General features: G+C 70.7%; 17 protein-coding genes. 4 read left to right on the forward strand and 13 right to left on the reverse strand.

The genetic code is table 11. The features are described 5' to 3' along the window. The coding region (locus tag RB150_07615) for a hypothetical protein (GenBank protein ID MDQ7820402.1) at positions 1-386 on the forward strand (386 nt) is incomplete at its 5' end. A 156-nt stretch (positions 387-542) separates the two neighbouring features. Continuing rightward, a complete protein-coding gene (locus tag RB150_07620; protein MDQ7820403.1) occupies positions 543-1040 on the forward strand; it encodes a DNA methylase in 498 nt (165 codons plus the stop codon). 211 nt (positions 1041-1251) lie between these two features. On the opposite strand, the gene RB150_07625 is transcribed toward RB150_07620, so the two are convergent. Genes RB150_07625 through RB150_07645 form a run of 5 tightly spaced genes read right to left on the reverse strand, consistent with a single transcriptional unit; the run spans position 1252 to position 6081 of the window. Then, a complete protein-coding gene (locus RB150_07625) occupies positions 1252-1482 on the reverse strand; it encodes a DUF167 domain-containing protein (GenBank protein ID MDQ7820404.1) in 231 nt (76 codons plus the stop codon). A gap of 44 nt (positions 1483-1526) precedes the next feature. Continuing rightward, positions 1527-2450, reverse strand: a complete 924-nt coding sequence (locus RB150_07630; protein ID MDQ7820405.1) for an ABC transporter permease — start codon at positions 2448-2450, stop codon at positions 1527-1529. A gap of 19 nt (positions 2451-2469) precedes the next feature. Continuing rightward, positions 2470-3495, reverse strand: coding sequence for an ABC transporter permease (locus RB150_07635; GenBank protein ID MDQ7820406.1), 1026 nt, complete (start codon positions 3493-3495; stop codon positions 2470-2472). 7 nt (positions 3496-3502) lie between these two features. After that, positions 3503-5062, reverse strand: coding sequence for an ABC transporter ATP-binding protein (locus RB150_07640; protein ID MDQ7820407.1), 1560 nt, complete (start codon positions 5060-5062; stop codon positions 3503-3505). A gap of 8 nt (positions 5063-5070) precedes the next feature. Beyond that, on the reverse strand, positions 5071-6081 hold the full coding sequence (locus RB150_07645; GenBank protein MDQ7820408.1) for a BMP family protein: 1011 nt from the start codon (positions 6079-6081) through the stop codon (positions 5071-5073). A 328-nt stretch (positions 6082-6409) separates the two neighbouring features. On the opposite strand from RB150_07645, the gene RB150_07650 reads away from it, so the two are divergent. After that, the gene (locus tag RB150_07650; protein ID MDQ7820409.1) at positions 6410-6676 is read left to right on the forward strand and encodes a hypothetical protein; all 267 of its coding nucleotides are present in this window, start codon (positions 6410-6412) and stop codon (positions 6674-6676) included. Then, complete coding sequence (locus RB150_07655; protein MDQ7820410.1) at positions 6673-7005, forward strand: hypothetical protein; 333 nt, start codon at positions 6673-6675, stop codon at positions 7003-7005. Before RB150_07650 ends, RB150_07655 begins: the two co-directional genes overlap by 4 nt. Positions 7006-7137: 132 nt before the next feature. Here the strand turns inward: RB150_07655 and RB150_07660 are convergent, their stop codons facing one another. The 8 genes from RB150_07660 to RB150_07695 all read right to left on the reverse strand — a co-directional run bounded on the left by RB150_07660 (position 7138) and on the right by RB150_07695 (position 13875). After that, positions 7138-7806, reverse strand: coding sequence for a phosphopantothenoylcysteine decarboxylase (locus tag RB150_07660; GenBank protein ID MDQ7820411.1), 669 nt, complete (start codon positions 7804-7806; stop codon positions 7138-7140). Between the two features lie 32 nt (positions 7807-7838). Beyond that, on the reverse strand, positions 7839-9164 hold the full coding sequence (gene glyA / locus RB150_07665) for a serine hydroxymethyltransferase (protein MDQ7820412.1): 1326 nt from the start codon (positions 9162-9164) through the stop codon (positions 7839-7841). 89 nt (positions 9165-9253) lie between these two features. Further along, positions 9254-9706, reverse strand: a complete 453-nt coding sequence (locus RB150_07670; protein ID MDQ7820413.1) for an MOSC domain-containing protein — start codon at positions 9704-9706, stop codon at positions 9254-9256. Between the two features lie 41 nt (positions 9707-9747). Then, complete coding sequence (locus RB150_07675; GenBank protein ID MDQ7820414.1) at positions 9748-10299, reverse strand: hypothetical protein; 552 nt, start codon at positions 10297-10299, stop codon at positions 9748-9750. Beyond that, positions 10296-11000 carry a glucosaminidase domain-containing protein gene (locus RB150_07680; protein ID MDQ7820415.1) on the reverse strand — a complete coding sequence of 235 codons (705 nt, stop codon included), beginning with the start codon at positions 10998-11000 and terminating at the stop codon, positions 10296-10298. Before RB150_07680 ends, RB150_07675 begins: the two co-directional genes overlap by 4 nt. A 217-nt stretch (positions 11001-11217) precedes the next feature. Further along, positions 11218-12294, reverse strand: a complete 1077-nt coding sequence (locus RB150_07685; protein ID MDQ7820416.1) for a 7-cyano-7-deazaguanine synthase — start codon at positions 12292-12294, stop codon at positions 11218-11220. Between the two features lie 120 nt (positions 12295-12414). Further along, positions 12415-12996, reverse strand: a complete 582-nt coding sequence (locus RB150_07690; protein ID MDQ7820417.1) for a nitroreductase — start codon at positions 12994-12996, stop codon at positions 12415-12417. Between the two features lie 135 nt (positions 12997-13131). Then, a complete protein-coding gene (locus RB150_07695; protein MDQ7820418.1) occupies positions 13132-13875 on the reverse strand; it encodes a ZIP family metal transporter in 744 nt (247 codons plus the stop codon). Positions 13876-13977: the final 102 nt, after the last annotated feature.

Raw genomic sequence — 13977 nt, forward strand, 5'->3', positions numbered from 1 at the left:
TCGTCTTCTTCTGGTTTGGCTTCCTCAAGTTCTTCCGTGGACTTAGCCCCGCGCAGGATCTAGCGACCCGAACCATCTCTGTCCTCACGTTCGGTCGGCTCTCTCCTGATCTTTCGATTCTGACCCTCGCTACCTGGGAATGCCTGATTGGCCTCGGGTTGATTCTGGGCATTTTCATGCGAGCGACCTTGCTGCTCCTGTGGCTGCAGATGCTGGGGACAATCACACCGTTATTCCTCTTCCCGGGCGAAGTCTTCACGAGAATCCCGTACGCCCCTACACTCGAGGGCCAGTACATCATCAAGAACGTCGTTCTGATCAGCGCAGGGATCGTCCTTGGCGCCACCGTGAGGGGAGGGAAGCTCACCAGCGGGGACGCGGCTTAACTGCACCTGGACACAATGGCATAGAAAGGATTCCTCCGCCTGACCTCACGTCCCTGTCCAGCAGGGACGCAGGCGGAGCAAGGTAAAGGGGACCCTAGTCCTCCACCGACCGTCACGCCGAACGCCCCGGCGGCGGTCGGCGGGCGAGGGCACAGAATGGCGGCACCACGGCGCAGGAATCTCGGGCCAGCCGACCTGGGGATCGACCTCGCTTCCGGAGGCGAAGGCGAGCACTTCAAGTGGTTTCTCGCCTGCCTGCTGTTCGGCAAGCCCATCCAGCAGACCGTCGCCCGCCGCGCCTACCAGGAGTTCGTCCGGGAAGGTCTGACGACGCCCGAGGCCATCCTCCACGCGGGGTGGGACCGCCTGGTCGAGGTGCTCGACCGCGGCCACTACGTCCGGTATGACTTCTCTACCGCCACCAAGCTCCTGACCATCTGCCAGATGCTGCGGGACCGCTACGGAAGCCTGGCCAACCTCCTCGCGCAGGCCTCGGGCGAGGCCGACCTCCGGCGCCGCCTCCTGGAATTTCCGGGCATTGGCCCGGTCACAGCCCGCATCTTCCTCCGTGGGATCCAGCGAGCCCGGCCCGCTCGAAGACCAGGGACCCGCGGTTCTGCAACCACGAGCGCCCGCATCAGGGAGACCGCCTGAGGGGGCATATGCCGGCGTCCGCGTTCCTGAGTCGGTCAACCGCGCGAGTCATGACGGACTCGGCCGGAGCGAGCAGGCGCACACGCCTGGTCGCACTGGGCACCGGACAGACTGCCCCCGCGCGTGACCGTTCGTCGGTGGGCATGGGATACACGTCTCAGCTGCCGGTCCGTGCACGCCCGCCGGGCTCGGAGACGCTCCTGGGGCGACCTCACCGGCTGATTTTCAGGCCGATCTCCACGAGCTTCCTTCTCCCCCGCCATCCCCCCACCACGCGGACCTGCGCTCGTGAGACGCCCAGGTGAGCGGCGAGCACCCGGACCACCGCGTCGTTGGCCCGGTTTCCCACCGGCGGCTCTCGCACGTAGACGACATACCCCCCGGCCGTCTGCACGACTTTCTCGTCCCGAGAGCGGGGCTTGACCACCACGGCCACCTTCATCTCTTCACGTCCTCCTGACCCAGGCGTACTGGCGTATCCTGGCCTCACACCTGGAGCCGGCGCTCGCGGTCGTAGTTGCGGCCCAGAAACGCCGGCACGCGCAGCCGGCGGAAGGTGGGCATCATCACCGCCATGGTGGCCAGATACGGCAGCATGAGGATCAGCTGGTAGGGCACGCCCACCCCGGTGACCTGCACCCGGAATGCCAGCACCTCCACCGCGGCGAAGAACAGCGCCCCCAGCAGGATCAGGTGGGGACTCCACCCCCCAAAGAACGTCAGGGCGATGGACAGCCATCCCCGCCCCCGCACGATGCCATCGGTGAAGGTGGCCGTGTACACCATCGGGAGATACGCGCCGGCCAGCCCGATCAGCATCGACCCCGCCACGGTGGTGGCGTAGCGCATCACCGCCACGTTGATGCCCAGACTGTCGGCAGCCATGGGATTTTCTCCAACCGCCTGCAGCGCCAGCCCCGGCGCCGTGTGGTACAGCAACAGGTACAGGACCGCCGACAGCACCACCGCCGCGTACACCAGCGCGTTGTGGCGGAAGAAGACCTCCCCCAGCACCGGCAGGCGGCTCAACCCGGGCACCGGGATGTCCCTCAGGGTCGGGATCAGCGGCGGGGTCAGGGTGACGCCGACCGCCAGCCGGTACAGGAGCGTGGACAGGGCCAGGCCGATGAAGAACAGGCTCAGCCCCACCACGAACTGGTCCATCTTCAACGTGGTGGTGAAGGCGGCCAGGACCAGCCCGAACAGCCCGCCCACCACCATCGCCAGCAGCATCCCATCCAGCAGGTTGCCCCCCGACAGATAGGCGCCCAGAAAACCCACCGACGCGCCGGTCAGCATGATGCCCTCCTGGGCGACGTTGAACACGCCCGCGCGGCCGGCCAGCATGGTCCCCTGGCCGGCCAGGACGTAGGGCACCAGGGTCAGCATCACCAGGCGGATGAAGGTCACCACCGCGTCCGTGGTCGGCTCACCTCCTGCGCACGACGTCAGACAGCAGCACGAAGACCAGCACCAGCCCCTCCACCACGAACACGACTTCGACCGGGATCATCATGGTGCGCTGCATGGCCCGGGCCCCCACGTCCAGGACCGCGATGGCGAACGCCACCGGCGGCACGGCCACCAGGTTGCCCCGGGCCAGCAGTCCCACCAGGATGCTGAGCAGGAGGTAGTTGGACTGCACTCCCTCGATCAGCCGGTGGTGCACCCCTGCGACCTCGATGGCGCCCGCCAGGCCGGCCAGGGCGCCTCCCAGGACCAGCGCCAGAGGCGCGATGCGGCCTACGGGGATCCCGTGCAGCATCGCGGCTCGGGCATTGGCGCCGGTGGCCCGCAGCTCGTAGCCAGCCGCGGTGCGGTACACGAACACCGCGACCGCGCCCGCAGCGCCCAGGGCCAGGAGAATCCCGGCGTGCAGGGGCGGGCTGGCCACCAGCAGCGGGAGCCGGGCGGCGGGGGCAATCGGGATTGTGGTGGGATGGCCGGCGGCCGTGTCCGGCCACCCTTCGGTGGCGACGTAGTCCATCACGCCGAAGGACACGAAGTTCATCAGCACGGTGGTGAGGATCTCGCTGACCCCGAACCGGTACAGCAGCCAGGCCGGCAGGGCGGCCCACAGCGCTCCCGCTCCCACCCCGGCCACCACCACCGCCGGGAGGATCGCCGCCGCCGGCAGGCCGGCCAGCAGGATCCCCGCCGCCGCGGACCCGACAGCGCCGGCGATGAGCTGCCCCTCCCCGCCGATGTTGAACTTCCAGGCGGCCAGCGGCACCGTGAACGCCAGCGCCAGCAGCAGGACCGGGACGAACTTCAGCAGGGTCTGGATGACGCCGTTGGCGGTGCGGAAGGATGTGAGCAGGATCGTACTGTAGGCCCGGACGACGTCAAAACCCAGGGCCGCCAGGAAGATGCCCGCCGCCCCGAAGGCGACCGCCACTGCCGCCAGATAGGGCACCGCATCTCCCGCCGGAGGAAGGTGGCGTCGGGTGTTCACCGCCCGCTCACCCAGGGACGTCCACCCCGCTCATCAGCCGGCCGAGCCGGTAGCGGTCGTAGGCCCCGCGCTCCAGCACCCCCACGATCCGCCCGCGGAAGATCACGGCGATGCGGTCGGCGAGCAGCATCAACTCGTCCAGGTCCTCGGACAGCAGCAGGATCCCCGCCCCGCGGGAACGCAGGTCCAGCAGCCGGGCGTAGACAAACTCGGTGGACGGCACGTCCAGTCCCCGGGTGGGGTTGTGGGCAATCAGCACCCGGCAGGGGTGCGAGAACGCCCGGGCCAGCATCACCCGCTGGATGTTACCCCCCGACAGGGTCGCCGCAGGAGCGTGGGGGCCGGGCGTCTGGATCCGGTACTCCCCGATCATACCGCGCGCCGCCGCCAGGGCCGCCGACCAGTCCAGCCACGGCCCGCGGCTGTAGGGCGGGCGGCGGTGGAATCCCAGGATCAGGTTGTGGACCACGCTGGCGGCTGGCAGGAATCCGTCCCGGAGGCGGTCTTCAGGGATATAGGTCACACCCCGGGCCAGCAGCTGCGCCGTGGTGGCGCGGCTCAGGTCCTCCCCCTCCACCCACAGCCGGCCGGCGGCGCGAGGGCGCACGCCCATGATCGCTTCCACCAGTTCGCGCTGGCCGTTGCCGGCGACCCCCGCGATGCCGAGAATTTCCCCCCGGCGGACTTCCAGGGAGCACCCCCGCACCACCGGCACGCCGGCGACGGACACGGTCAGGCCGTCCACCCGCAGGGCCACCTGCTCGGCCGGAGGCACCCGCTCGTCCCGCCCCCCGCCGAACAGCAGGCTGTGGGCCACGTCCACGTCCGCACCCACCATGGCCCGCACCAGGGCCTCCTCGGACGCCTCCCTCCCCGGCAGGGTCGCCACGGTGCGTCCCTGCCGCATCACCGAAATGCGGTCGCAGACGGCGCGGGCTTCGCGGATCTTGTGGGTGATGAACACGACGCTGATCCCCTCCCGCACCATCGCCCGCAGGGAGGCGAACAGGGAGTCCACCTCCTGCGGCGTCAGATTGGTGGTGGGCTCGTCCAGGATCAGCACCCGCGCCTGGCGGTAAAGGGCCTTGAGGATCTCCACCCGCTGGCGGGCGCCCACCGGCAGATCCGCGACCCGCACCCGGGGATCCACATCCAGCCCGAAGCGCGCCGCCAGGTCCCGGATGCGCTCGTCGGCCCCGCCCGCCCGGGCGAGGGCAGGGCCCGGCAGACCCAGGACGATGTTCTGCGCCACGGTGAACGAGTCGATCTGGAGGAAATGCTGGTGGACCATGCCGATGCCGCACGCCAGGGCATCCCGGGGAGACCGGATCTGCGCGGGGCGGCCACCCAGCCGCACCTCTCCCCCGTCGGCCCGGTACAGCCCGTAGAGGATGTTCATCAGGGTGGTCTTGCCGGCACCGTTGCCGCCCAGCAGGCCGTGGATCTCTCCCTCGCGGACGTCCAGGCGGGCGCCGTCCAGGGCGACCACCGGCCCGAAGGTCTTGCGGACGTCCCGCATCTCCACCGCGGCGGCCCCCGCCCCGCCGCCGGCTGCCTGCCCGGTCATGGCCGCTCCTACCGGACGGGCGTCACGTCCTTGACCACGGTGATCTTGCCGGCCACCAGATCGGCCACCAGCCGCCGCATGGCGACGGCCACCGAGTCGGGGACGTTGCGCAGGGGGAACTGCAGCGCCACGCCGGTGTCAAACCCCAGCGGGTAGTACCCGCTCCTCTCGCCGCGGGAGATGCGCCGGACGATGGTCCGCAGGGGTCCGGCAAAGTCGTAGAGGACCGACGTGACGTAGTGCTGGGGGGCGAAGCTCAATTTGTCGGTGTACTTGGCGGTCACCCACACCCGCCGCGGGGCCGCCTTCACCGCCTCGAAAACGCCCAGCATCCCCAGGTTGAGGGACCCCATGATCACGTCGTGGCCCTCGGCGATCAGGGCGTCGGTGACCTGGCGGGCCTTGGCGGGGTCGTTGAAGTCTCCGACCCAGACCGGCTTGAACTCCACCTGGCGGCGCTGGTCCCGCAGCGCCTGGCGAATGGCGTGCACTTCGGAGTACGAGAACGGCAGGGTCAGCCCCCCCACGTAGGCGATCTTCCCGGTCTGGGTGAGCATCGCCGCCAGGGCGCCGATGGGGTAAAAGCCGATGTGGAAGTTGCGGTCGATGACCCACAGGTTGGGCGGCTGGGGCTGCTGCAGCGGCGCGTCGGCTTCGCCGATGAAGGTGACCGCGGGAAACTCCCGGGCCAGCTTCTCGGTCTGGGAAATGAACTGGCCCCCGTGGGTCCAGATGACGGAAAATCGCAGGTCGATGTACTCCCGCATGACCCGCTCCACGTCGGGCACCGGGACGCTCTCGGAGTACGCCACCTCGGCCCCGAGCTCGCTGGCCACCGACCGCAGGGCCACAAAGCCCAGCGTGTTGTAGTCGGCGTCGGTGACCACTCCCGGAAAGACCGCCGCCACCCGCAGGCGCGGGGCCGGCGCGGCTCCCAGCTCCCCGGCAGGTAGGACTGCCGCCGTCAGAATCCCTGCCAGAAGAAAAAAGAACGCACTCCGGATAAGACGACCGGACATATCCGCGGGCCTCCTCCACGAGATCTGTGCAGGAGTTTCCATCTGCGCCTGCCGCCCCCCTGCCTCAGGAGCCCAGGCGCCGACACATGGCGGGGACAGTCCCCACCTGCCCACCGGGGACAGTCCCCACCTGCCCACCGGGGACAGTCCCCACCTGCCGGTCATCGTCCGGCCAGTGGAGGCAATGCGGCGGCAGGCGGCGCCAGGCGCCGGTGACTGGCCCTGCGGGGACAGTCCCCTGCCGGGCCGGGGGACAGTCCCCTCCTGCTGGCGGGGACAGTCCCCTCCTGCAGGGGACAGTCCCGGGGGTGGCAGAACTCCACCCGAGATGACTGCTCAACCCCTGGCGCAGGTGGCCTCTTCCGTCGCGGCGGGCCTGCTGGCGCTTGTGGGGGTCGTGTCGGCCTCCGACCCGGCCGTCACCCACGAGCGCAGTTCCGGGGTGGCCGTGGTGGGCGGAGGGTTCATCGCCGTCACAGCCGTCTGGGTGACGCCGGGCCTTACCGTCCATCCCCACTACGCCACCCGGTGGGTATCCGACCCGGCCCGGCGGGCCCGTCACCGCGAGGTGGCGACCGCCCGGACCCTTTTTTGATCGAGGTCGCCAACCAGAGCGCGCTGCGTCTGGAAGGGTACCTCGCGCTCAATGCGCGCCTGAGGGTGAACGCGCGGGAACACGCGCCAGACCCGGACCCCGCCGTGCGCGCTCGCCTGCCCGATCTGTGGCCCGGACCGGTCCTGCAGAGGGTCCCGCCGCACACCACAGTGCTGACCGCGGCGGCGTTCCCGGCCGTCCCGCCCGGCACCGGACCGGTGATCCTGCTCATCCCGCCCCTGTGGATCTTCCGGGGCTCCCGGCAGATCGGCGAGACGCCGGCATTCGAGCTAGGTTTTGACCCGCGCGGGCTGACCTATCCGCCGTGAACCGGAAGGGAGCCCGCTCCCGCGCGATAAGATGGGCGCGCTCGGTGAGGGCCCACCGCTGCGGACCTGACGGCGCCGGGGGACCCGGCGGTGGTGCGGGGCCGCATCTTCGCCGGAGCGGTGCCCGTGGCGTCAGACCAGGTGCTCGTCCAGGTAGTCGGCCAGCGCCCGGGCGATGGCCTCCTTGCCGATGGGCATCTGGGCAATGCGGCCGTCGGGCGTGATGAAGTAGCCGATGTGCCGGCCGCTTTCGATCTCGCTGAGGTCGTTGGCGATGACCAGATCGCATCGGTTGCGGCGCAGGAAGTCATGCGCGATCTGCCGCAGCTCCTCGGGCGTCTTGCCGATCTCCAGCTTGAACCCCACCAGAAACGTATCGGGGGCCAGCTCCTTCACCAGCGCGATGGCCTTGGGGGTGGGCACCAGCCGCACGACCCACTCCTGGACGTGGGAGCCGGTCTTGTAGGGGCGCACGGTGTCGGGCTGGAAATCCAGGACCGCCATGGGGTGGATCACGGCGTGGTAACCGCCCCCGGGCAGCTCCTGGCGGAAGACCGCGATGAGGTCGTCCACGGTCTCCACGGGCACCAGCTGCAGGTGGTCCACCCGCGGGCCGCGCAGGACCGGCGTCTGGCTGCCCCGGCCGTAGACGTAGGTCACGTGGGCGCCGCGGCGCACCACCTCCTCGGCGATGAGCGCCCCCAACCGGCCGGTCGCTTTGTTGGTGATATAGCGCACCGCGTCCAGCGCCACCCGGGTGGGGCCGGAGGTGACCAGCAGCCGCTTGCCGCGCAGCGGCATGACCCCTCACCCGCTCCGCCAAACCGGCGCGCCTAGGTTCCGGGAACGGGAAACCGCAGGCACAGCTCCCGCACCTCTTCCCGCACCTCCGCCAGGCGGCGGTTGTCCTGAATGCTGCGGCGGAACTCCCGCAAGACCGCCGCCCGCCGGTCCCGGTCCTCGGGCAGGTGGAACTCCTCGACCTCCCCGGCCACCGCGGCGATCCACTCGGCCAGGCGGTCCATCTCGGGTTCCCGCATACCCCGGGTGGTGGCCGCCGGCGTGCCCAGGCGGATCCCCGACGGGTAGAACGCCGACGACGGCTCCCGGGGGATGGTGTTTTTGTTGACGGTGATGCCCACCCGGTCCAGCGCCTCCTGCAGGAAGATGCCCCGCCCCGGGCCGCCGGGGGTGAGATCCACCAGGATCATGTGGTTGTCGGTCCCGCCGGTCACCAGGCGGAACCCCCGGCGCAGCAGGCCGGCGGCCAGGGCCCGGGCGTTGGCCACCACCTGCCGCCCGTACTCGCGGAACGCCGGCTGCATCGCCTCCCCCAGCGCCACCGCGATGGCCGCGGTGATGTGATCGTGGGGACCGCCCTGCAGGCCCGGAAACACCCAGCGGTCGATCTTCTCGGCCAGCTCGGGATCCTTGCGCAGACCCTTCTCGGTGACCAGGATCATGGCACCCCGGGGGCCGCGCAGGGTCTTGTGGGTGGTGGTGGTGATGATGTGGGCGTAGGGGGTCGGGCTGCGGTGGACGCCGGCCACCACCAGCCCCGCCACGTGGGCGATGTCGGCGGCAAAGTAGGCGCCCACCTCGTCGGCGACGGCGGCGAACTCCTCGAACGGGAACTCCCGCACGTAGGCGGTGGCCCCGCACCAGATGAGCCGCGGGCGGTGCTCCCGGGCCAGGGCCCACACCTCGTCCATGTCGATGTACCCGTCGGCGCGCACGTGATAGGGGATGCTGCGGTAGTACGTCCCGGTGACGCTGACCTTCCACCCGTGGGTCAGGTGCCCGCCGTCGGGAAGGTTCTGACCCATGATGGGATCGCCCGGCTGGCACGTGGCCAGGTAGACGGCCAGGTTGGCGGGGCTGCCCGAGTACGGCTGCACGTTGGCGTGGGGGACGCCGAACAGGGCCTTGGCCCGTTCCTGGGCCAGGCGCTCGATCTCGTCCACATACTCGTTGCCGCCGTAGTAGCGTCGGCCCGGATAGCCCTCCGAGTACTTGTTGGTAAACACGGAGCCCATGGCTTCCAGGACCGCCTCGGAGACGTAGTTCTCCGAGGGGATCAGCTCGATGCCTTCCCGCTGGCGCCGCCGTTCGGCTTCCAGGATGCGGTAGACGTCCGGATCCTGCTCTCGCAGCGTCATCGACGGACCCGCCCTTTCCCTGCAACGTCTGCGGAGGCTACCCTGCTTCCGTTTCTGCGCGGGGCACGCAGACCCTTGCGGACGGGAGGTCACAGGCAGGCGACGGGATCGCCCACCCGGATCAGGCCGTCGCCGTCGGCGGCCACGACCATCGCCAGCTGGCCTCGCACGCCGGCCAGGCGCTGCTGGAACCGCCGGGGGTCGGGCACGCCCAGCAGCGCGCCGATGTGGGTGCAGGGCTCGCAGGGGCCGGTCAGCTCCAGCACCGCCTGTCCCACGCGCAGGCGAGTCCCGGGCGGAAGCGCGTCCAGCCCGGGCAGGTCCACCGTGATCTGCTCCCGCAGGTCGCCGGGGCGCAGGTCCAGAGCGGCCAGCGTGGAGGCATCCACCAGAAGCACCTGCCGCCGGCCGCCGGGCCGCGCCTTCCCGTGCACGTCTCCGTCCAGCCCGCAGCCCACCCGCGCCCTCACCCAGGGGACGGGGTCGGAGGGTTTGCCGTGCTCCCGGAGGACCTGAAGGCTGACCACCCGGCCCCGGGCCATGTCCGCATCTTCCTCCGGCCGGCGGCTCGGGGACCGCCGGGTCAGCGGTCGTCGGGCCCCACCAGCTCGGGGGGCAGGTCGGGCTCGCCGATCCTGTCCGAGAGTTCCTCCATCAGGCGGTCAATCCTTTCCCACCGCCGCTGCGACTCGCGCCGCAGCGCCTCCCGGTCCGCCGGGACGACCGCGCCGCTGCCGACGGGCAGCAGGCCGCCCGAACGGATGGCCAGGACCTTGGCGACGTCGCGCCCTAAAAACCACCACAGCAGCGGCGCCATGACGATCCAGCCCGCCGGCCCGGCGTCCCCGAAGGTCTGCACCAGGTCCAACATGCGGGAGGGCGCGGCCACCATGGCGATGACGATGAGGGCCGAGATGGCGGGGCGCACGAGAGCGATGACGCTGTTGGCCCACACGTAGACCCGCTCGGCGTCGGGAGTGGTGGCCCGGACGAAATCCACCCACACGTCCGCCCGGGCCTTCTCCAGGTCGGCCAGCTGGCGGCGCACCTGCACCTCCTGGGCCGGGTCCTGCAGCAGACCCAGCCCGCGCAGGAGGTTCACCACAGCCTCGATCAGAGCACCCGAGATCGTCACGGCCCTCCCCCCTCCGTCACCCGGACAGTCCTGGCCGCCGGGTCGTAGTCCACCCGCCACCCCCGCAGGGCGGCCAGCGCCCGCAGCCGCACGTAGACGCGGCCGTCGCGCCACCAGACGGCGTCGTCGGGCAGCGGGATGCCGTTCCAGCGCACCACCACCCGCGGCGGCAGCAGGTCGGCGAGATGGCGCTCCATGAACGCGACCAGGGCGGCCCCATACCAGGGCGCGGTGGCGTAGCCCGCCCGGGCGATCTCCCGTGCAAACCGGCGCGGGTCGCGGGTCCGGGCATAGGCGTCCAGAGCCGGGCGGAACCGGGCCGACCGCTGGAAGAAGGCCAGGTAGTCGGCGATGTTGTCCTCCAGGTTCGCGTAGGCCCGGAACAGGGCGCCGGGCGGGCACCCGGCGGCCACCGCCTCAGGGTAGCCGGCGTAGACGCGGTGCGTGCCCGGGATGACCACCAGACCCCGGCCGGCGACCCACTCCCGGGTGGTGCCGCAGTAGACCGCCCCGGGCCACCCCGGCCCGGCCTTGACGCCGAACAGCGCCTGGCCCATCCGGGCCAGGCCGCTGCGGCCCCAGTTGCTCTCCAGGACCGCCTGGGCGACCATCACCGCGCCGGGAACTCCGGCGGCTTCGGCCTGGGGGATGAACACGCGCAGCCGTGCCAGAAAGGCGCGCTGCTCACCGGACAGTGCCACGGGATGCCCTCCCAGCCTTCAGCAGGTAGGCCGTCCCGGCCGGGAGGACAAGTCCCCGGTTGGGGGGACGCTTGGACGGGCGACGCTCGTGTGAGGGAACGTCGCTGTGGGATCGGGAACCGAGGATCAGGGACCAGAAGGACATCGGGGGAGCACAGATGGCGAGGCTGAATCGCCGATCCCGGATCTCGCCCTGCGGACAGGAATGAGCGCAGGATCAGGGGAGGATGCGATCCGCGGTCTGACCGCCCGGTTCGTCGCGGGGACGTGCGTCCACCACGTGGAAGGTGCTCAGGCGCGCGTTGCGGCTGGGCAGCCACTCCACCACGATGGGAGCCGCGAAGTCGGGCCGCAGACGGCCGTGCTCGATCCAGTAGCGGGCGTGGGGGTCTCCGGCCACCGCCGGGCCCGCCTTGACCACCAGGGTCAGCGGGCGGTCCACCATCCGCACCTCGTCAATCACGCCCAGGGCCCTCAGGGCGCCGGCGATGCGGTCGGCCAGATCCGGAGGCGGCGGAGGCAGCAGGTTCACCAGGGCGATGTTGCGGCGCAGCGGCCCGATGATCTTCACGTTGGCCAGCGCGGCCTCGTACCCGGCCCGCTGGAGCATCTCCAGCAGGACCTCGTTGGCCTCGGCCACCGCCTGCCCGTGGTAGTCGGGGTTGACCAGGGGCTTGAGCAGGTGCTTGAGCTTGCACCCTTCCCGCCGCAGGCCGGAGGTCTCACCGATGCGGGGCACCCGCAGGCCCAGGGCGTCGGCCAGGGCGCGGATCTGCGGCTTGTCCAGGTCCAGCAGCGGCGAGTAGAAACCATTGCACACCTTGATCCCCAGCTGACCCCAGGTGTCGGAGCGGTTGGCTCCGGTGAGGACCAGCCGGCCGCCGGCGACCGCCTGGACCATCCCCAGCTTGATCTCCCGGGTGCAGCGGTTGCAGGCGGGACCGCCGGACTGCACCCGGTGCTGGGCGAACTGGCCCAGCAGGCACTTCTGGCGCAGGCCCAATTGCTCGGCCATCTCCAGGACGATCTGGTTGGCGCGCCGGTAGTTGTACGCGCCCATGTTCACGGTGACCAGCAGGACGCGCTCGGGGCCCAGGGCGCGCTTGGCCAGAGCCGCCACGGTGGTGCTGTCCAGCCCGCCGCTGAAGGCCACCACCACGGGATGGCCATCGGCGACGGTCCGGATCTCGTCCACCAGGCGGTCGATGAGGGTCGGAGGATCGCAGACGGCCAGCATCGGCTTCCAGTATAGCCGGTCCGCCCGGGGCGCAGCCTGCCCAGCCGCTAGGTCCACCCCCGCCCCCGACGCGCGGCAGAACACTGGCCGAACGGGGTCTCCCTCGGCTGTCCGGGCTCGCGCGGCCGCGGGGAGCGCGTCCTGGCTCGAGGCCTGCCCTCGCGGGGCCGTAGGCCGTCAGTCCAGCCAGACGGTCTTCTCGGCAGCCGGGGTGCGGCGCTTTTGGGGCACGACGGCTGGGTAGCCGGCGTAGATCACGCCGATCACCCGCTCGTCGGGGCCCAGGCCCAGGAACTCCCGCAGGGGCGGATAGTCCCGCAGGCCGCCGGTGCGGAAGTAGGAACCGATGCCCTGGCTCCAGGCCGCCAGCATGAAGGCGTAGGCCGCTGCGAACGTGGCCCAGTGGTTTTCCTCCTGCAGCTCCGGGTCGGGGTGGCCGGCGGAGGTGACGACGATGATGAGCGGCGTGGCCAGGGTGTCGTCCACCAGCTTGCGCAGGGCGGGCTGCGCCTCGGGGGCATGCGGGTCGGGCAGCTGCGCCGCCCGGAAGTCGCGGCGGATCTCGGCGAAGCGGCGCTTGCTGGTCTCGCCCAGAACATAGAACCGCCAGGGTTCGGTGAGGCGATGGTTGGGCACCCACACGGCGGCCTCCAGCAGGCGCGCGACGAGGTCGCGGGGGACGGGATCCGGTTTGAACTGGGGGATGCTGCGCCGGGTGGTGATGGCCTCCAGCACCGACATGGTCTGTACGCCGTCCATGGTTCCTCCCGCTCGAGTGGGCCGCAGGCGGTCTGTCCGTCCGCGGACGCCGCGGCCGGCGTCGGACCTATTGTACCCGACACCGACCTCCGCTGCGGGGCGTCTCGGACAGAGCCCGGGACGACGCGGGCTTTGTTACTGCAGCACGTTCTGCATCAGCATCATCGCCAGGAATCCGACGATCACGGCCGCCGCGCCATTTCCGTGCCCACTGTGCTCTTCAGCCTCTGGGACGATCTCGCTGAAGACCAGGAACGCCATGGCGCCGGCCGCAACCCCCAATCCCACGGGCACCAGCGGCTCAAAAAACGCCACGGCCAGCGCGGCCGGCACGGCCATGAGCGGCTGCGGCAGGCTGGTGAAGATGGACCACCCGATGCAGGCCCATCCGGAGAACCCCTGGCTGCGGAGCGGTAGGGAAGCGGCGAGCCCTTCGGGGATGTTGTGGATGGCGATGGCCACGGTGACCAGGGCGGCCAGGGCGACCTCGCCTGAGCCGAACGCCACCCCCACGGCAATGCCTTCGGAGAAGCTGTGGATGGTCAGCGTCCCGATGAAGAGGACAACCCGGCGCGCCGGAGCCCCGTGCAGGTGGTAGAAGTCGAAGGAGGTGTGGCCGAACCGCCGCTCGGCGAGCCAGAAAAGGGCCGCCCCCAGCGCGATCCCCGCGGCCACGGGGGTGTAGCCGTTGCGGTTGACGCCCTCGAAGACGAGGTTGAAGACGGAGGCGGAGAGCATCATTCCCCCGCTGACGCCCCACGCCAGGCCGAGGAAACGGTCCGGGAAACCCTGGGTGAACAGGAACGGCACCCCGCCCATGCCCGTAGCAACGGCCGTGGCTAAGGCGGAGAGGAAGGTGATGAGGGCCAGGCGGAACACTGCTTTATGATAGCGGCCGCGGATGAGGCGGGCTATCCGGCGGGTACCCGATGGGCCGCGGAGAGCGGGGAGAGGTCGTCGCGACCTGGTCCTCCGTACCGG

Source organism: Armatimonadota bacterium (genome assembly GCA_031081675.1).
Taxonomy (GTDB): domain Bacteria; phylum Sysuimicrobiota; class Sysuimicrobiia; order Sysuimicrobiales; family Kaftiobacteriaceae; genus Calidihabitans; species Calidihabitans tengchongensis.